Annotated in this window: 15 protein-coding genes and 1 pseudogene; 7 read left to right on the forward strand and 9 right to left on the reverse strand. The window is 73.6% G+C overall.

The features are described from left to right. Positions 1 to 6 precede the first annotated feature (6 nt). The 6 genes and pseudogenes from ACZ4A5_RS18970 to ACZ4A5_RS18995 all read right to left on the reverse strand — a co-directional run bounded on the left by ACZ4A5_RS18970 (position 7) and on the right by ACZ4A5_RS18995 (position 8,690). Complete coding sequence (locus ACZ4A5_RS18970) at positions 7 to 510, reverse strand: hypothetical protein (protein ID WP_467584858.1); 504 nt, start codon at positions 508 to 510, stop codon at positions 7 to 9. 185 nt (positions 511 to 695) lie between these two features. After that, entirely contained in the window at positions 696 to 1,601 is a 906-nt protein-coding gene (locus ACZ4A5_RS18975; RefSeq protein WP_467585011.1) for a ribokinase, read from the reverse strand. Between the two features lie 31 nt (positions 1,602 to 1,632). Continuing rightward, a pseudogene (locus ACZ4A5_RS18980) lies at positions 1,633 to 3,527 on the reverse strand (ABC transporter permease/substrate-binding protein). Further along, positions 3,517 to 5,100, reverse strand: a complete 1,584-nt coding sequence (locus ACZ4A5_RS18985) for a sugar ABC transporter ATP-binding protein (protein ID WP_467584861.1) — start codon at positions 5,098 to 5,100, stop codon at positions 3,517 to 3,519. The pseudogene ACZ4A5_RS18980 and the gene ACZ4A5_RS18985 overlap by 11 nt, the downstream one beginning before the upstream one ends. A gap of 12 nt (positions 5,101 to 5,112) precedes the next feature. Then, complete coding sequence (locus tag ACZ4A5_RS18990; RefSeq protein WP_467584864.1) at positions 5,113 to 6,120, reverse strand: LacI family DNA-binding transcriptional regulator; 1,008 nt, start codon at positions 6,118 to 6,120, stop codon at positions 5,113 to 5,115. 161 nt (positions 6,121 to 6,281) lie between these two features. Continuing rightward, positions 6,282 to 8,690, reverse strand: a complete 2,409-nt coding sequence (locus tag ACZ4A5_RS18995) for a phosphoketolase family protein (RefSeq protein ID WP_467584868.1) — start codon at positions 8,688 to 8,690, stop codon at positions 6,282 to 6,284. 249 nt (positions 8,691 to 8,939) lie between these two features. Here ACZ4A5_RS18995 and ACZ4A5_RS19000 point away from each other — a divergent pair, with 249 nt between their 5' ends. Both ACZ4A5_RS19000 and ACZ4A5_RS19005 read left to right on the forward strand, forming a co-directional pair. Beyond that, positions 8,940 to 9,758: a SigB/SigF/SigG family RNA polymerase sigma factor gene (locus ACZ4A5_RS19000; RefSeq protein ID WP_467584873.1), complete on the forward strand. Its 819-nt coding sequence runs from the start codon at positions 8,940 to 8,942 to the stop codon at positions 9,756 to 9,758. Positions 9,759 to 9,850: 92 nt separating this feature from the next. After that, a complete protein-coding gene (locus ACZ4A5_RS19005; RefSeq protein ID WP_467584876.1) occupies positions 9,851 to 10,042 on the forward strand; it encodes a hypothetical protein in 192 nt (63 codons plus the stop codon). Between the two features lie 67 nt (positions 10,043 to 10,109). On the opposite strand, the gene ACZ4A5_RS19010 is transcribed toward ACZ4A5_RS19005, so the two are convergent. Further along, positions 10,110 to 10,412 (reverse strand): chaplin, encoded by a 303-nt coding sequence (locus ACZ4A5_RS19010; RefSeq protein WP_398868836.1) that lies wholly within the window; start codon positions 10,410 to 10,412, stop codon positions 10,110 to 10,112. 447 nt (positions 10,413 to 10,859) lie between these two features. On the opposite strand from ACZ4A5_RS19010, the gene ACZ4A5_RS19015 reads away from it, so the two are divergent. Beyond that, on the forward strand, positions 10,860 to 12,332 hold the full coding sequence (locus tag ACZ4A5_RS19015) for an SDR family NAD(P)-dependent oxidoreductase (protein WP_467584883.1): 1,473 nt from the start codon (positions 10,860 to 10,862) through the stop codon (positions 12,330 to 12,332). A gap of 65 nt (positions 12,333 to 12,397) precedes the next feature. On the opposite strand, the gene tsaD is transcribed toward ACZ4A5_RS19015, so the two are convergent. Beyond that, a complete protein-coding gene (gene tsaD / locus ACZ4A5_RS19020) occupies positions 12,398 to 13,462 on the reverse strand; it encodes a tRNA (adenosine(37)-N6)-threonylcarbamoyltransferase complex transferase subunit TsaD (protein WP_467585014.1) in 1,065 nt (354 codons plus the stop codon). A 130-nt stretch (positions 13,463 to 13,592) separates the two neighbouring features. Here tsaD and cbiE point away from each other — a divergent pair, with 130 nt between their 5' ends. The 3 genes from cbiE to ACZ4A5_RS19035 all read left to right on the forward strand — a co-directional run bounded on the left by cbiE (position 13,593) and on the right by ACZ4A5_RS19035 (position 16,441). Further along, positions 13,593 to 14,846, forward strand: coding sequence for a precorrin-6y C5,15-methyltransferase (decarboxylating) subunit CbiE (gene cbiE, locus ACZ4A5_RS19025; protein ID WP_467584886.1), 1,254 nt, complete (start codon positions 13,593 to 13,595; stop codon positions 14,844 to 14,846). Positions 14,847 to 14,909: 63 nt separating this feature from the next. Then, entirely contained in the window at positions 14,910 to 15,650 is a 741-nt protein-coding gene (gene cobM / locus ACZ4A5_RS19030) for a precorrin-4 C(11)-methyltransferase (RefSeq protein WP_467584889.1), read from the forward strand. A gap of 92 nt (positions 15,651 to 15,742) precedes the next feature. Then, positions 15,743 to 16,441, forward strand: coding sequence for an ester cyclase (locus ACZ4A5_RS19035; protein ID WP_467584893.1), 699 nt, complete (start codon positions 15,743 to 15,745; stop codon positions 16,439 to 16,441). Positions 16,442 to 16,458: 17 nt separating this feature from the next. Here the strand turns inward: ACZ4A5_RS19035 and ACZ4A5_RS19040 are convergent, their stop codons facing one another. Continuing rightward, the gene (locus ACZ4A5_RS19040) at positions 16,459 to 17,604 is read right to left on the reverse strand and encodes a cobalt-precorrin-5B (C(1))-methyltransferase (RefSeq protein ID WP_467584898.1); all 1,146 of its coding nucleotides are present in this window, start codon (positions 17,602 to 17,604) and stop codon (positions 16,459 to 16,461) included. An 80-nt stretch (positions 17,605 to 17,684) separates the two neighbouring features. Here ACZ4A5_RS19040 and ACZ4A5_RS19045 point away from each other — a divergent pair, with 80 nt between their 5' ends. Continuing rightward, the gene (locus ACZ4A5_RS19045) at positions 17,685 to 18,437 is read left to right on the forward strand and encodes a cobalt-precorrin-6A reductase (protein WP_467584901.1); all 753 of its coding nucleotides are present in this window, start codon (positions 17,685 to 17,687) and stop codon (positions 18,435 to 18,437) included. Positions 18,438 to 18,585 lie beyond the last annotated feature (148 nt).

The raw sequence follows: 18,585 nt of genomic DNA on the forward strand, positions 1-18,585 counted from the left end.
GGCGGGTCAGCGGAGCTGGATGCGGTACGCCGCGCCGCCGTCCGTCAGCGTGATGCGGGCCTCGCCCTTCGCGCCCGCGTAGCTGCCCGTGCCGCCCGTCACGGCCGCGGTCGTCGGGTAGGGGCCGCGGCCGAAGCGGTTCGTGAGGGAGGTGAGGACGAGCGTGCCCCGGTCGGTGCGCAGGACGCGCTCGCACTGGGTCACGATGCCTTCGTAGCGCGCCAGGACCACGTCGCAGCGGTCGCTGGCGTCGCCGACGCGCTTGCCCGCGGTCTCCTTGCCGTCCCTGTCGGTGGCCGTGGTGTGCAGGTCGAAGTAGCTGACCCAGTGGTCTCCGGCCCGGGGGTACTCCGGCTCGGTGCCGGTCTTCTGCACCGTGGTCAGGCGGAGGTCCTTGTCCCCGTCGGCCGCGGCGGGTTGCAGGGACAGCACGCTGATCGTCACGGCGCCGGCGGCGGCCATCGCGGCGGCGGCGATGCTCAGCGTGCGGCGGGGACGGTCACGGAACATGTCGGTCCTCCAGATCGAGTCGGAGCGGCCCGGACCCGGCGTTCCTCATCCGTACCGTCCGGCACCGCGTTCACCTCGACGCCGACGGTATCGCGGAGCGACCGCGTGGCGACACGAAGTCACCCACGAGATACAGCCAATTGTTCGATAGTTGAACTCGGTTGACGATATGCGGACCGAACTCGCTATCCCGGGAGCTCCGACAGCGTGGGGTACGACGGCTGCGCACCGTTCCGCGTCACCGCCGCCGCCCCCACCCGCACGGCGAACCGCGCCGCCTCCAGCAGCGATGCGCCCGTGGCCAGCCGGCCCGCCAGCGCTCCCGTGAAGGCGTCCCCGGCCCCGGTGGTGTCGACCACCTCGGCGGACACCCCCGGCACGGGAGCCGGCTCGTCGTCCGCGGCGTCCAGCACCAGCGCGCCCTGCCCGCCGAGGGTCACCACGACCGAACGCGCGCCCGACTTCCGCAGTGCGGTGATCCACTCGCGGGCTTCCGCGCGGGGGAGCCCCGAGATCCGCCGGGCCTCGTGCTCGTTGACGACCAATGGATCGGCCGCCTCCAGGAGTTCGGGATCCAGGTCGCCCGCCGGTGCGGGCGAGGGATTGAGCACGACGCGGGTGGCCGTTTCCCGGGCGACGCGGACCGCCTCCCGTACGGTCTCCTCCGGGATCTCCAGCTGCAGCGAGACCACCGCGGAGCCGGCGATCACCTCCCGGGACGCCCGCACGTCCGCAGGGGAGAGGCGGGCGTTGGCGCCGGGGGAGACGACGATGCTGTTGTCGCCGTCCGCGCCGACGACGATCATCGCGGTGCCGGTCCGGGCGCCCTCCTCCACCACGACGTGCCGCACCTCGGCGCCGGACGCGCGCTGACCGGCCAGCACCAGTTCGCCGTAGGCGTCGTCACCGACCTTCGCCAGCAGGGCCGTACGGGTGCCGAGCCGGGCGGCCGCGGCGGCCTGATTGGCGCCCTTGCCGCCGGGCGACTCCACCAGGTCGGACCCCAGCACCGTCTCGCCGGCGTCCGGCCGCCGGCCGACCCGGACCGTCAGATCGGCGTTGGCCGAGCCCACCACCAGCACGTCGTACATCTTCTGCTTCCCGTTCATGCCCCTCACCCTCTCAGCCCGTGAAGCCCGCGGCGTTCTCCCGGGTCACCAGCACCACGGGGACCTTCACCTCGCGCGGCAGCGGCTTGTGCCGCGCGGCCCGGAGCGCCCAGTCCACCGCCTGCCTGCCGAGCAGCCTGGGCTGCTGGGCGACGGTCGCGGTCAGGGCGCCGTTCCGCACGGCCGCTATGCCGTCCGGCGTGCCGTCGAAGGCGACGACCTTCACGCCCTTGCCGGAGCGGGCGCCCAGCGCCTTGGACGCGCCGAGCGCCATCTCGTCGTTGGCGGCGAAGACACCGGAGAGATCACCGTGCGCCTGGAGCATGTTCGCCATGACGTCCATGCCCTTGGTGCGGTCGAAGTCGGCGGGCTGCCGGGCGACGACCTCGATGCCCGGGAAGGCCCGGATGCCCTCCTCGAAGCCCTTGCCGCGCTCCCGGGCGGCCGACGTGCCCGGCAGGCCCTCCAGGAACGCCACCTTCCCCTTGCCGCCGACCGCTTCGGCGAGCGTCCGCGCCGCCAGCCGCCCGCCCGCGACGTTGTCGGAGGCGATCGTCGAGCCGACCTTGCCGCCGTTGACCCCGCGGTCGATGGAGATCACCGGCACGTCCGCGCGGTTGGCGACCCCCACCGCGGGCACCGCGGCGTCCGAGTCGACGGGGTTGATGACCGCCGCCTTGACGTTCTGGCTGGTGAACGTCTCCATCTGATTGATCTGTTGCGTCGGGTCGTTCTGCGCGTCCGTGATGTTGATCTTCAGGCCGCGGGCCCTCGCCTCCTCCTGGGCGCCCTTCTTGATGCCCACGAAGAACGGGTTGTTCATCGTGGACAGGGCGAGCCCCAGATCCGTGTGGCCGCCGCGGTCGCAGCCGCTCAGCGCGAGGGCCCCGGCCAGCACCGCCGCCGCGGCCACCGCTTTGCCGCGCCCCCTCACCGCGCGCTCCGGCGGCGCAGCGTGTCCAGCAGCACGGCCAGCGCGATGACCAGGCCCGTCGCGACCTGCTGCCAGAAGGCCGACACCGACAGCAGGTTGAGCCCGTTGCGCAGCACCGCGAGGATCAGCGCGCCGATGAGCGTGCCCGACGCCTTGCCCGAGCCGCCGGACAGGCTCGCCCCGCCGATGACCACGGCGGCGATGGCGTCCAGTTCGTAGCCCACCGCGGCCTGCGGCTGCGCCGAGGTCAGCCGGGAGGCCAGCACGATGCCCGCCACCGCGGCGAACAGCCCGGAGAGCGCGTAGACGACGAGCTTGCGGCGCCGGACGTCGATGCCCGACAGCCGGGCCGCCTCCTCGTTGCCGCCGATCGCGAACATCGCCCGCCCCGTGTACGTCCGCGTCAGCACCAGCGCCGCGATCGCCCCCATCGCGACCATCACGAGCACCGGCACCGGCAGCCAGCCGCCGAGGGTGTCGCCGAGCCGGCCGAGCGAGGAGGGGAAGGCGATCGGGGAGCCGCCCGATATGACGAGCGCGAGGCCGCGGCCGACGGACAGCATCGCCAGCGTGGCGATGAAGGCGGGGAGCCGGCCGTACGCGACGAGCGCGCCGGACACCAGCCCGGCCACCACGCCCACCGCGAGGCCCAGCAACAGCGCCACCACCACCGGCAGCCCCTGGGACGTGGCGGCCCACGCGACCACCGTCGCCGAGAGCGCGGCCACCGAGCCGACGGACAGGTCGATGCCCGCCGACACGATCACGAACGTCACGCCGAACGCGAGGATCGCCGTCACCGACGCCTGGACGCCGACGTTGAGGAGGTTCTGCCCGTTCAGGAAGTCCCGCGACAGCGCCGCCATCACCACGACCAGGGCGATCAGCCCGCCCAGCGGGCCGTTGCGGAGCACCGCCCTGGTGAACCACTGCCCGGGAGTGATCCCGGGCGCCCCAAGCACCTCAGCCGACATCGGAGCCCTCCATCGCGCTCTGCACCGTGTTCCTGTCCGTGTGCGGCACCCGGACCGCGAGTTCCATCACCGCGTCCTGCGTGGCCTCCTCGCCCGCGAGCTCACCGACGATCCGGCCCTGGGCCATCACCAGCACCCGGTCGCTCATCCCGAGCACCTCCGGCAGGTCGCTGGAGATCATCAGGACCGCGCGGCCCGCGGCCGTCAGCTCGTTGACGAGCCGGTAGATCTCGACCTTCGCGCCGACGTCGATGCCGCGCGTCGGCTCGTCGAGGATCAGCAGCCGGGTGCCCGCCAGCAGCCACTTGCCGATGACGACCTTCTGCTGGTTGCCGCCCGACAGCGTGCGCGCCGACTGCTCCAGGCCGCTCATCCGCACCTTCAGCCGCTCGGCCACCGCCGCCGCCTCGCGGCGCTGCGCCCGCCGGTCCACGAACCCGCCGCGGGTGTCGCGGTCGAGCCGGGCCAGCGTGAGGTTGTCGCTCAACGAGGCGTCCAGGAGCAGGCCCTGGCCCTTGCGGTCCTCGGGGACGAGCCCGAGCCCGGCCCGCATCGCGGCCCGTACGTCACCGCGGGCCGGCGCCCTGCCGTCCACCTCGACCGTGCCCGCGTCGTAGCGGTCCACGCCGAACAGCGCCCGCGCGACCTCGGTGCGGCCCGCGCCCACCAGCCCGGCCACGCCCACGACCTCACCGGCCCGCACCTCGAAGGAGACGTCGGCGAAGCCCGGGCCCGGGCCGCCGGTACGGGTCAGCCCGCGCACCCTCAGCAGGGGCGCGCCCGGCTCCTCGGGGCGGCGCCGCGGATACTGCTCGGCGATGTCGCGGCCGACCATGAGCCGGATGAGCTCGTCCTCGCCGGCCGTGGCGGGCACCTCCGCCACCGAGCGCCCGTCGCGCAGCACCGTCACCCGGTCCCCGAGCGCGGCGATCTCCTCCAGGTGATGGGTGATGAAGATGACGCCGACGCCGCTCTCCCGCAGCTCGCGGACGATGCCGAAGAGGGTCGCGACCTCCTCGGAGGTGAGCACGGCGGTCGGCTCGTCCATGATCAGCACGCGGGCGTCCAGGCTGAGGGCCTTGGCTATCTCCACCATCTGGAGCCGGGCGACGCCCAGTTCGGTGACCGGGGTGGCGGGGGAGACGTCGAGGCGCACCCGGCGCAGCAGTTCCGCGGCGCGGGCCCGCATGGCGCGCCTGTCCACGAGGCCGAGCGCGGTGCGCGGCTGCCGCCCCAGGAAGATGTTCTCCGCGACGGTGAGCTGGGGGACGAGGTTGAACTCCTGGTGGATGGTGGCGATGCCCAGGCGCTCGGCGTCCTGCGCGGAGCGGATGGCCACCTCCCGCCCGTCGACCAGGACGCGGCCCTCGTCGGGGCGGTGGGCGCCGGCGAGCATCTTGATGAGGGTGCTCTTGCCCGCGCCGTTCTCCCCGAGCAGGACGTGCACCTCACCGGCGCGCAGGCTCAGGTCCACCCCGTCCAGCGCCCGTACGCCGGGGAAGGACTTCGTGACCCCTTCCACCCGCAGCACCTCCCGGCCACCGGCCGGAACGTCGTCTTCGACGCCGGTCATGTGCGCTCCTCCCTAGTGGTCCGACTGCGGCCGTTCGCCGCAGGAGCGGCGAGGCACGAGCTGTGCGGGCAGCAGCACCGACGGGGCCTCGCGGCCCTCGATCCGTTCCAGGAGCGTGTGCACGGCGGCCCGGCCCAGCTCCCGTGTCGGCTGGGCGATCGCGGTGAGCGGCGGATCCGTGTGCGCGAACCACGGCACGTCGTCGAAGGCCACCAGCGCCACGTCGCCGGGGATGCGCAGCCCCCGCGCCCGTACCTCGTCGAGCGCGCCCAGCGCCATCAGGTTGTCCGTGGCCAGCACGGCGTCGGGCGGCTCCGGCAGGTCCAGCAGGGCGCGCATCATGCGTTGCCCACCGGCGGGGGAGAGGTCCGGTGAGGAGACGATCCGCTCCGCGGGCAGGGTGATCCGGTGCCCGGCCAGGGCCGCCCGGAAGAGTTCCAGCCGCTCGTCGCCGATGGGCGTCCCGGCGGGGGCCACGATGACGGCGGGTCCGCGCCGCCCCAGCTTCGCGAGGTGCGCGGCGAGGTCGGTGAGCGCCTGGCGGCCCTCGGCCCGTACGCACGGGGCGGCGACGCCGGGCACGGCGCGGTCGAGGAGGACGAGCGGGGTGCCGGAGGCGACGGCCTCGCCGAGCATGGCGGAGCCGGTGCCCGCGGAGCTGACCATCAGGCCGTCGATGCGCCGGTCCAGCAGGGTGCGGATGTGGTCGTCCTGCTGCCGCGGGCTCTCCCCGGCGTTGCCGATGATCAGGCTGTAGCCGAGCCGGCGGGCCTCCTGCTCGACGGCGTCGGCGAGTTCGGTGAAGAAGGGGTTGCGGAGGTCGCTGATGACCAGCCCCAGCGTGCGGGTGCGGGCGGTGCGCAGCGCGCGGGCCACCACGTTGGGCCGGTAGCCGAGCTCCGCGACGGCCGCGAGGACGCGGTCGCGGGTCGCGGCGACGGGCGAGCGGCCGTTGAGCACCCGGGAGACGGTGGCGACGGACACACCCGCCCGCTCGGCCACGTCCTTGATGTTCGCCATGGCGCTCCGTCGGCTGCGGGGGAGGTGATCGATTCCGTGCGGGCCTCAGGTAATCGATTACACGCGCGCGCCGTCAAGATGCCGTCGATGTGACGCGCGTCATGACGACGCGCGCCGACTCCGTTGTCCTGAGGGTGGCTGCGGGGGTTGTCAGGCCCGGTTCACGCCAGGGCGGCCGCGCCGGACCACGTCCAGTCCCGCACCTCCGGCATGTCCGTGCCGTGCTCGCGGATCCACGCGTGGTGCCGCGTACGGGCGTCCGCCATCGCCTGCCGGACCGGCGCCGCGCGCACGCCCAGGCCCGGCACCCGGTCGATGACGTCCATGACCAGGCGGTAGCGGTCCAGGTCGTTGCTGACGACCATGTCGAAGGGCGTGGTCGTCGTGCCCATCTCCTTGTAGCCGCGCACATGCATGCCGACGTGGCCGGTGCGGCGGTAGGTGAGCCGGTGGATGAGCCACGGATAGCCGTGGTAGGCGAAGATGACCGGCCGGTCGGAGGTGAACAGCGCGTCGTACTCCGCGTCGGACATCCCGTGCGGGTGCTCCTCCTTCGGCAGCAGGCGCGTCATGTCGACGACGTTGACGACCCGTACGGCCAGCCCGGGCAGGTGCCTGCGGAGCAGGTCGGCCGCGGCCAGCACCTCCTGGGTGGGGACGTCGCCGGCGCAGCCGAGCACGATGTCGGGCGGCCGCTCGCCGGTCTCCGTGCCCGCCCAGGTCCACACCCCGGCGCCCCGCGCGCAGTGGGCGCGGGCCTCGTCCAGCGTGAGCCAGTCGAAGCAGGGCTGCTTGCCCGCGACGATCACGTTGACCCGGTCGCGGCTGCGCAGCACGTGATCGGTCACGCACAGGAGCGTGTTGGCGTCCGGCGGGAGGTAGACGCGGACGACGTCGGGCGACTTGTTGAGCACGTGGTCGACGAAGCCGGGGTCCTGGTGCGAGAAGCCGTTGTGGTCCTGGCGCCAGACGTGGGAGGTGAGCAGGTAGTTGAGGGAGGGGACGGGGCGCCGCCAGGTCAGGGACCGTGAGGTCTTGAGCCACTTGATGTGCTGGTTGACCATCGAGTCCACGATGTGCACGAAGGCCTCGTAGCAGGAGAAGAGGCCGTGCCGGCCGGTGAGGGTGTAGCCCTCCAGCCAGCCCTGGCAGAGGTGTTCGGAGAGCACCTCCATCACCCGGCCGTCGTGGGCGAGGTGTTCGTCGGTGGGCAGGGTCTCCTCCTGCCACGCCTTGCCGGTCGCCGCGTAGACGGCGTCCAGCCGGTTGGACGCCGTCTCGTCCGGGCCGACGAGCCGGAAGTTCCTGCGCTCCGCGGTGTCGGCCATCACCTGCGCGAGGAGGCCGCCGAGCACCCGGGTCGGCTCGTGCAGGGCGGTGCCGGGCTTCTCCACGGGCACGGCGTAGTGCTCCAGCGGCGGCAGCGGCAGCGAGCGGGTGAGCAGGCCGCCGTTGGCGTGCGGGGTGGCGCCGAGCCGCCGGGTGCCGCGGGGCACGTACTCCAACACCCGCGGCAGCGGCCGCCCTTGCGCGTCGAAGAGCTCCTCCGGCCGGTACGAGCGCAGCCAGCTCTCCAGCATGCGCAGGTGCTCGGGGTTGTCCCGGACTCCGGAGAGGGGGACCTGGTGGGCGCGCCAGGTGTTCTCCACGGGCAGCCCGTCGACCTCGGCGGGGCCGGTCCAGCCCTTGGGCGTGCGGAGCACGATCAGCGGCCAGTGCGGCCGGTCGGGCACGCCCTCCTCGCGGGCCACGCGCTGCGCGGTGGCGATGTGGTCCAGGGCGCGGTCGAGGGCGGCGGCCAGCGCCCGGTGCACGTGGGCGGGGTCGTCACCAAAGACGTACAGCGGTTCGTGGCCGTATCCGCGCAGCAGCCGGTCCAGCTCCTCCTCGGGGAGGCGGGCGAGGACGGAGGGGTTGGCGATCTTGTAGCCGTTGAGGTGGAGCACGGGCAGGACCGCGCCGTCGTGCACGGGGTCGAGGAACTTGTTCGCGTGCCAGGACGTCGCGAGCGGCCCCGTCTCCGCCTCGCCGTCCCCGATGACGCAGGCGACCAGCAGGCCGGGGTTGTCGAGGGCCGCGCCGTACGCGTGCGCGAGGGAGTAGCCGAGCTCGCCGCCCTCGTGGACCGAGCCGGGCGTCTCCGGGGCCACGTGGCTGGGCACCCCGCCGGGGAAGGAGAACTGCCGGAACAGCCGCTCCATGCCCTCCGCGTCCCGGCTCACGTCCGGATACACCTCGCAGTAGCTGCCCTCCAGCCAGGAGTTGGCGAGCACGGCCGGTCCGCCGTGCCCGGGGCCCCAGACGCAGAGCACGTCCAGGTCCCGTGCCGTGATCACGCGGTTGAGGTGGGTGTGGATCAGGTTGAGGCCGGGGGTGGTGCCCCAGTGCCCCAGCAGCCGCGGCTTGATGTGTTCCGGCTCCAGCGGCACGGTCAGCAGGGGGTTGCTCAGCAGATAGATCTGCCCGGCGGAGAGGTAGTTGGCCGCGCGCCAGTGCGCGTCCAGGGCCGCCACCTCGGCGTCGGTGAGCGCGCCCGTGCCCGGCTCGGTGGTGCGGGGGTGCGTGGTCATGGGGCCTCCCGTGCGGTGGCGGACGCGGCTCGCGGTCGGCGGGTACCCGACGCGCGGGCGAGGAAACGGCGGTCACCCTGCGTGCGCGTGGGGCTGCTCCGAGTCGCGTAAACCACTGGGGCACGTGATGCTGGGGTGATCGTGGCCGGCAACGGCCGCCCGAGCCTCGGGGAACGGTGGCACCGGCTCCTGACCGGCGCCGCCCGCACACGGCGAAAGTGTGCGCGTGAGCGAGGGAGAAGCGTGATCATGGCCGAGACGACGACCCACCGGCGGCGCACCCGCGACGCTCCCGACACGGCCGACGCCTTCGTGCTCCTGGCGGCCCTGCCCCCCGGCCCGGAGCGCGACCGCCTCCGGCAGGAGGTGATCGCCGCCTGGCTGCCCATGGCCGAGCGCATCAGCCTGCGCTTCCGCAGCAGCGGCGAGAGTCCCGCCGACCTGCGCCAGGTGGCCGCCCTCGGGCTGGTCAACGCCGTCGACCGCTACGATCCCGCGCTCGGCCACGCCTTCGAGACCTTCGCCGTCCCCACCATCAACGGCGAGCTCAAGCGCCACATCCGCGACCACGCCTGGTCCGTGCACATACCCCGCCGCGACCAGGAGCTGCGCACCGCCGTCCGCACCGCGCAGACGGTCCTGGTGCACCGGGACGCGCGGGCCCGGACCACCCCGGCGGAGCTGGCCGCGGAGACCGGGCTGACCGAGGAGGAGGTGCTCCGCGGCCTCGCCGCCGAGGGCGTGCACAACACGCTGTCGCTGGACCACCCCGTCCTCGGCGCCGACGACCTCCCGCTCGCCGAGACCCTGGGCTGGGCGGACCGCGCGCTGGATCTCGTCGTCGACCGGCAGTCCCTCAAACCGCTGCTGAGCTCGCTGCCCGAGCGGGAGAAATACGTTCTGTACTGGCGTTTTTTCGGAAATCTCACCCAGAAGCAGATAGGGGCCCGCCTCGGCGTCTCCCAGATGCAGATCTCCCGCATCCTCAGCCGCACCTGCGCCCGGCTGCGCCGGGAACTGCTCGGCCAGGCGGCCGCACCGCCGGGCCGCACCGCCGCCCCGGGTTGAGCGCGGGGGGCTCGCCGTACGTACTCCGGTGCGGCGGCAATTCACACATCCGCATTTCTCGGCAGTTCCCGCACGGCAGGAGGCGTATCACCATGACGTCCGGCCACACCCACCTGACCCCCGATCTGCCGCCGATCGTCGAGATCCCCGACCTGCCCGGTGCCCCGCACCCCAGGGTCAAGCCCGCCGACCCCGGTGGCGAGGAAGCCGCACATGGCGGTGGCGCCCACCATGAAGAACATGATGGGCGCCACGAACGCGCAGGTGAGGACTCCGGCGGCTGACTGTGACCCCTCCCCGGCGCGGGGTGCGCGGATGCGGCCGGCTGGAGGCTCGCTCCGCGCGGGCGGGTTACCAGCGGTCGTGGTCGCCGTGGCCGTGACCGCCGTGGTGGCTGTGGAAGTGCTCTTCCTCGTCGACGTTGGCGCAGGTGTTGCCGAAGGTGGGGTTCAGCAGACCGACGATGTCGATCGTGTTGCCGCAGAGGTTGAGCGGGATCTGGATCGGCACCTGGATGGCGTTGCCCGAGATGATGCCGGGGGAGCCGACGGCCGCGCCCTCTGCTCCGGCGTTTGCGGAAGCGATTCCCGCGGCGCCGGAAACGGCGACGCCGGCGGCGAGGGTCAGGGCGGCGGCCTTGGCGATACGCGACATGGCTAAACCTTTCTCATGGGTGTTGAGCGGCAATTGTTGCCGGAGAATCCAAAGGGATTCGCCCAATATCGGCGCTGAACACCATAATTAACCCGGAAAGCTCAATAAGTCATATGGAATACATTCGGGGTTGAGGCGGGTTCTCGTGCGGGGTGGTGCGGGGCTTGGCAGGTAAGGGAGTTCATCGCGGAAATGCTCAACTCCCTTTCCGGAAAGCCGCCTTCCCGCGGAGATGAGGTGTGCCCGTGCGGGCGTCGGCGGGTTCGTGGCCGCGCCGCGGCGCCCCGGCGGGCGTGACGCATGGTGAGCGGCCCGTTACCCGCGCCGACGGCCGGGCGCACCCGGATCGTGTGATGTTCCGTGCTCGGGTTTGTCGTGGCGGGCTCCGCCTACGTACAGTTCTTCGAAGCTTCAATAGATCAGAAGAACTGGGAAACGACAGCGCCGATGACGGTCACAGAAGAAAGCCGCGACGGTGCGGTCCACCGGTCGGGCATCGACCCGGAGCGCATGGCGGTCTGCCTGAGTGTGCTCGAGGAGCTCGACCAGCTGCCGGTCGACCACCCGCAGGCGATCGAGATCCGCCGCGCCACCGCCGGGATCTACCGCACGGTCAAGCAGCGCCGCCGCCAGGAGCGCCGGGCCGCCAAGACCGCCAACGACAGGGCCGTCACCGAGGCCACCGCCACCGGCGCGGCCGACCGGATCGACGACGAGACGCGCGGCATCCCCCTCGCGGCCACGTCCACCGCCCAGATCGTCGGCATCCTGGAGCGCCCGCGGTCCTGCTACATCTGCAAGGCGCGGTACGTCGAGGTCGACGCCTTCTACCACCAGCTCTGCCAGTCCTGCGCCGCCGAGAACCGCGCCCGCCGGGACGCGCGCACGGACCTCACCGGCAAGCGCGCGCTGCTCACCGGCGGCCGCGCCAAGATCGGTATGTACATCGCCCTGCGGCTGCTGCGGGACGGCGCGCACACCACGATCACCACGCGGTTCCCCAACGACGCGATCCGCCGCTTCAAGGCCATGCCGGACAGCGCGGACTGGCTGCACCGGCTGAAGATCGTCGGCATCGACCTGCGCGACCCCGCCCAGGTCGTCGCCCTGGCCGACTCGGTCAGCGCCGAGGGCCCGCTCGACATCCTGATCAACAACGCGGCCCAGACGGTCCGCCGCTCCCCGGCCGCCTACCGCGAGCTCGTCGCCGCCGAGGCGGCCCCGCTGCCCGCCGGTGAGCTGCCCGCCTCGGTCGTCTTCGGCGCCTTCGGCAGCGGCGCCCAGGCCGCGCTGCCCGCGCCGGCCGGGGCCAAGCACGACGAGCTCACCCCGCAGGCGCTCACCGAGCTCGCCCTGACCACCGGCTCCGCCTCGCTCGCGCGGGTCGAGGCCGGCACCGCGATCGACGCGGGCGGCCTCGTGCCCGACCTGGACGCCACGAACACCTGGATCCAGACGGTGGAGGAGGTCGACCCCGTCGAGCTCCTCGAAGTGCAGCTGTGCAACGTGACCGCGCCGTTCGTGCTGGTCAGCCGGCTGCGCCCGGCGATGGCCGCCTCCACGGCCCGCCGGAAGTACGTGGTGAACGTCTCCGCCATGGAGGGCGTCTTCAGCCGCGGCTACAAGGGCGCGGGCCACCCGCACACCAACATGGCCAAGGCCGCGCTCAACATGCTCACCCGCACCAGCGCGCAGGAGATGCTGGAGACCGATGGCATCCTCATGACCGCCGTCGACACCGGCTGGATCACCGACGAGCGGCCGCACCCCGACAAGGTGCGCCTCGCGGAGGAGGGCTTCCACGCTCCGCTCGACCTGGTCGACGGCGCGGCGCGGGTCTATGACCCGATCGTCCGCGGCGAGGCGGGCGAGGACCTCTACGGCTGCTTCCTCAAGGACTACGACCGCGCCAACTGGTAGGCGTAAGGCCGCGGAAGAGCCCGGTGTGCCGCAGGTGGTCCGCCACCTGCGGCACTTCCATGCCGTCAGGCGGCGCGCACGGCCGCCCGCGGCGTGAGCGCCGCGTACTCCAGGGGCGCCGAGGGGTCGATCGACAGATCCAGCGGCGCCGGCTCCGCGCCCGCGCGGACCAGCAGGTCGCCGACCGCGGCGACCATCGCGCCGTTGTCCGTGCACAGCCGCAGGGACGGCACGCGCAGCTCGATCCCGGCCGCCGCGCAGCGCGACCGCGCCAGGGCCCGCACGCGCGAGTTCGCCGCCACACCGCCGACCACCACCAGCGTGCCCACGCCGTGCTCGACGCACGCGGCGACCGCCTTGCGCGTCAGGACGTCCGCCACCGCCTCCTGGAGGGAGGCCGCGCCGTCCGCGACGGGCAGCGGCAGCCCCGCCGCGCGGTGCTGCTCCGCCCAGCGCGCGGCGGCCGTCTTCAGGCCGGAGAACGAGAAGGCGTAGCGGTCGTCCCGCGGCCCCGTGAGCGGCCTCGGGAACGGCACGGCCCGCGGATCCCCCTCGCGCGCCGCCCGGTCGACGGCGGGCCCGCCGGGGTAGGGGAGGCCGAAGACCCGGGCGACCTTGTCGAAGCACTCGCCCGCCGCGTCGTCGAGCGTGTCACCGAGGTGCGCGATCGGATCCCGCGCCAGGTCCCGGACGAGCAGCAGGGACGTATGGCCGCCGGAGACGATCAGCACCATGCAGGGGTCGGGCAGCGGGCCGTGCTCCAGGGTGTCCACGGCCACGTGCCCGGCGAGGTGGTGCACCCCGTACAGCGGCACGCCCAGCGCGTACGCGAAGCCCTTCGCGGCCGCGACCCCGACCTGGAGCGCGCCGGACAGCCCGGGGCCCGTGGCCACCGCCACCGCGCCGATGTCGCTCATCGACAGCCCCGCGTCGGCGAGCGCGGCCCGCACCACGGGCGCCGCCGCGTGCACGTGCGCGCGGGCGGCGATCTCCGGCACGACGCCGCCGAAGCGCGCGTGCTCGTCCATGCTGGAGGCCACCGCGTGCCCGAGCAGCCTCCCCTCCCGGACCAGACCGGCGCCGGTCTCGTCGCAGGACGACTCGATCCCCAGCACCACCGGTGAACGCACCACGTCACGCCTCCTGCCAGTTATGAGTAAATGCACATCCTATGCAACAAGGTCCCGGCTGTTCCGCCGTCACCCCAGGTCAGTAGAGTTCCGGTGCCCCCTGACCCCGCAGATCCCGAGGTGCGCCCCCGTGAGCCACGCCCCCGTCACCGTCGTAGGCATCGGCGCCGACGGCTGGCCCGGCCTGGCCCCGGCCGCCCAGGAGGCGCTGCGCGACGCCGAGGTGCTGATCGGCGGCCCCCGGCAGCTGGACCTGCTGCCCGCCGGGTGCGCGGGGGAGCGCGTCGCCTGGCCCTCGCCGCTGCGCCCGGCGGTGCCGGGGCTCCTGGCCGGGCACGCCGGGCGCCGGGTCTGCGTGCTCGCCAGCGGCGACCCGATGTTCTTCGGCGTCGGCCGCACGCTCGTCGACGTCCTCGGCGGCGCCGCCGGGCTGCGGGTCCTGCCGCACCCTTCCTCCGTCTCCTACGCCTGCGCCCGGCTCGGCTGGCCGCTGGACGACACCGAGGTGCTCAGCCTCGTCGGCCGCCCGCTCGCCGCGCTCACCGCAGCCCTGCACCACGGGCGCCGGCTGCTCCTCCTCAGCTCCGGCGCGGACACCCCCGCCGAGGCCGCCGCGCTGCTGGCCGCCCGGGGCTTCGGCCCGAGCCGGATGACCGTTCTCGAACAACTCGGCGGCGAGCGCGAGCGCCGCGTCGAGGGCACGGCGGACGGCTGGCGGCAGCCCCCCGGCGACGCGCTCAACGTGATCGCCGTCGAGTGCCTGCGCGCCCCCGGCGCGCCCCGCCTGCCGCTCACCCCCGGCCTCCCGGACGAATCCTTCGAGCACGACGGACAGTTGACGAAGCGTCACGTACGCGCCGTGACGCTGGCCGCCCTCGCCCCCGCCCCCGGCGAGCTGCTCTGGGACGTCGGCGGCGGCTCCGGCTCCATCGGCATCGAGTGGATGCGCGCCCACCGCTCCTGCCGGGCCGTCACCGTCGAGCGCGACGCCGTACGGGCCGGGCGCATAGCCCGCAACGCCGAGACCCTCGGCGTGCCCGCGCTGCGCGTCGTCACCGGCGCGGCCCCCGCCGCGCTCGCCGGACTGCCCGTGCCCGACGCGGTGTTCATCGGCGGCGGGCTCACCGCGCCCGGCCTGCTCGCGGCCTGCTGGGACGCGCTGCCCGAGGGCGGGCGCATCGTCGCCAACACGGTCACCCTGGAGTCCGAGGCCCTGCTCGGCGAGTGGTACCGGCGCCACGGTGGCGAGCTGACGCGCCTCGCCGTCGCCCGCGCCGTCCCCGTCGGCGGTTTCACGGGCTGGCGGCAGGCGATGCCGGTGACGCAGTGGGCGGCGGTCAAGCAGGCGCCCGCGGCCGGCGGCGCCGGACCGGCGCTCCCCTGAGACCAGCCCAGGCAGCAAGTCCCGCCATCCCGTGGCCGAACCCCCGCTAGGAGACCCCCAGCCATGACCGTGTACTTCATCGGCGCCGGCCCTGGCGCCGCCGACCTGATCACGGTGCGCGGCGCGCGGACGCTCGCCCGCTGCGGCGTCTGCCTCTACGCGGGCAGCCTCGTCCCGCGCGAACTCCTCGCCGAGTGCCCGCCCGGTGCCCGCCTCGTCGACACGGCGCGGCTTGACCTGGACCAGATCACGGACGAGTTCGTGCGCGCGCACGAGGCCGGGCACGACGTGGCCCGGCTGCACTCCGGTGACCCCGCCGTCTTCAGCGCCGTCGCCGAGCAGATGCGTCGCCTGGACGCGGCGGGCATCGCGTACGAGATCGTGCCCGGCGTGCCCTCCTTCGCCGCGGCGGCCGCCGCCCTCGGCCGCGAGCTGACCGTGCCCACCGTGGGGCAGACCGTGATCCTCACGCGCGTCGCCCAGCAGGCCACCCCCATGCCCGCGGGCGAGGACCTGGCCACGCTCGGCCGCAGCGGCGCCCTGCTGGTCCTGCACCTCGCGGCCCGCTACGCCGACCGCGTCGTCGCCGAACTCCTCCCGCACTACGGCCCCGACTGCCCCGCGGCCGTCGTCGCCATGGCCAGCCGGCCCGACGAACTCGTCCTGCGCGGCACGCTGGCCGACATCGCCGGACAGGTGGAGGCGGCGGGCGTGGTGCGGACGGCGGTCATCATCGTCGGGCGGGCGCTGGCGGCGGAGCAGTTCCCGGACAGTCACCTCTACTCCACGACCCGCGCCCGCTGAGCCGTGGCTACCCCCGCGTAGCCCCTTCGCGCGTCCCGGGTGGGTGGCTGCCAGGTCTAACCTGGACATATCACCCGGGAGGTGAGGCCGCTATGGCATTTATGCAGATAGTGGACTGCAAGACTCGTAGTTATGACGACATGAGCCAGCTCATGGACCAGTGGGTCGAGGCGACCGAGGGCAAGCGCACCGCCACCCACGCCGTCGTCGGCCGGGACCGCTCCGACGGCGATCACTATGTGGAGATCATAGAGTTCCCCTCGTACGAAGAGGCGATGAGGAACTCCGGTCTCCCGGAGACCAACCGTATCTTCGAGGAGATGGTCGCCCTCTGCGAAGGGGAGCCCGCCTTCACGGACCTCGAAGTCGTCCGTGACGAGCAGCTCAACAAGGCCACCGCCCGCCGCTTCTTCGAGGACATCGCCGTCGGCGGCGACCTCGGCCTCATCGACGAGCTGTTCGCCGCCGACTACCGCGGCCACGACATCGGCAAGAACACCGACACCACGATCGGCTCCGACACCATGAAGGACGACGTCACCAGCTGGCGCGCGGCGTTCGACTTCCACTTCGCGCTCCACGGCCAACTGGCCGAAGGCGACCAGGTGGCCACGTCGTGGACGTGGCGGGGCACGCACACCGGCGTGTTCATGGGCCTGGAACCGACCGGCCGGGACGTCGAGATGACGGGCGTCACCGTCTTCGCCTTCCGCGACGGCCGGATCCAGGAAGGATGGTGGACCTACGACCTGATGCGGCTCGCCCGGCAGCTGGGCCTGGTGCGGCTGTAGCGTACGGACCGCCGCCGTCAACCGGTCCCCGGGCCACGGGGTTCCGCGCGCCCGACGATCGTGCCCGCCCGGTCGACGCAGATGACGTCGACCGCGACCGGCGCGCCCCGCAGCACCGCGAGCGCCTCGTCGCGCGCCGTCGCCGCGACCAGGTCGCCCAGCGGCACGCCACGCGCGGCGCACCGCTGGAGCGCGTCGAGGCCCGTGTTCGCGGCGGCGACCGCCGCCACGAGACCGGCGTCCGCGCCGCCCCGCCGGGCCAGCTCCGCCAGGAACCCCTTGTCCACCTGCGAACGTGCCGAGTGCAGATCCAGGTGCCCCGCCGCGAGCTTGGACAGCTTGGCGAAACCGCCCGCCACCGTCAGCCGGTCCACCGGGTGCCTGCGGATGTACTTCAGCACCGCGCCCGCGAAGTCGCCCATGTCCAGCAGGGCGTCCTCCGGCAGCCCGTGCACGGCCACCGCGACCTTCTCCGACGTGGACCCCGTGCACCCCGCCACATGCGTACGGCCCGCCGCCCGCGCCACGTCCACACCGCGCCGGATGCTGTCGATCCAGGCGGAACAGGAATACGGCACGACGACGCCCGTGGTGCCCAGGATCGACAGCCCGCCCAGGATGCCGAGGCGGGGGTTCCAGGTGGAGCGGGCGATCTCCTCGCCGTGGTCCACCGAGATCTCGATCTCGACGTCACCCGTGCCACCGTGCCGGGCGGCGACCTCGGCGACGTGGTCGCGCATCAGCTGCCGGGGCACGGGGTTCACGGCGGGTTCGCCGACGGGCAGGGGCAGCCCGGGGCGGGTCACGGTCCCCACTCCCGGCCCGGCGCGGAAGACCACCCCGGAACCGGGCGGCAGCACCCGCACCGTCGAGCGGATCAGCGCGCCGTGCGTCACGTCCGGGTCGTCCCCGGCGTCCTTGACGACCGCGGCCATGGCTTGGCCCCCGCCCAGCTCCTCGGCGGCCAGCGCGAAGGCGGGCGTCTGCCCCTTGGGCAGCGTGATCGTCACCGGGTCGGGGAAGTCGCCGGTGAGCAGCGCGGTGTAGGCGGCGGTCGTCGCGGCCGTCGCGCAGGCCCCCGTGGTCCAGCCGTGCCGCAGCCCGGTGTGCGCGAGCTGCGCCGTACGCCCGCCCGCCGGCCGCGCGGCCTCGGTCTCAGTCACGGTGGCCTCCGGCCGTAGAGTGGGCCCCGGAACATGAACGCCCGGCGGCAGTACGGGCACAGCGAACGGAAGGGCCCGCGGTGAGCGCCGAGCGCCATGTCCTGATCCTGGGCGGTACGACCGAGGCGCGCCGCCTCGCCGCCGAGCTGGCCACGGACCCGGCCCTGCGCGTCACCAGCTCGCTGGCGGGCCGCGTCGCCGAGCCGCGGCTGCCCGCGGGGGAGGTGCGTATCGGGGGGTTCGGGGGGCCCGGCGGCCTGGCCCGCTGGCTGCGCGAACAGCAGGTGGACGCGCTCATCGACGCCACCCATCCTTTCGCCGGCACGATCAGTTTCCACGCGGCGGAGGCGGCCGCGGATGCCCATGTTCCCCTGCTCGCCCTGCGCCGCCCGGGGTGGGTCGCGGGCCCGGGGGACCGCTGGACTTCCGTCGCGTCGCTGGACGAGGCGGCGCGGGCGCTGCCCGCGCTGGGTGAACGGGTCTTCCTGACCACGGGCCGGATGGGGCTGGCCGCCTTCGCGCACCTCGAGGATATGTGGTTCCTCATGCGCTCCGTGGACGCCCCCGAGCCGCCGGTGCCACCGCGGATGGAAGTGCTGCTGGAGCGGGGGCCGTTCACGCTCGACGGCGAGCGGGAGCTCTTGCGCAGGCATCGGGTGGAGGTGCTGGTGACGAAGGACTCGGGCGGATCGGCGGTCGCCGCGAAGCTTGTCGCCGCGCGCGAGGCGGGGGTGCCGGTGGTGGTGGTGCGGCGGCCGCCGGTGCCGACGGGTGTACCGGAGGCCGCCGGGCCGGAGGAGGCGGCGGGGTGGGTGAGAAGCGTGCTCGGCTGACGGTGACCGATTGGTCCCCGCGGTGGCGTCAGGCCATGGACGAGTGCCTGGCCGTCCACGACGAGGCCCGTGCCGCGGTGACCGGTGACTGACACATGGCGTCGGAGCACGACCCGGATCCCGGGTACGTCATCGGCGGCACCGACGA

The organism is Streptomyces sp. NPDC025618, from assembly GCF_055558795.1.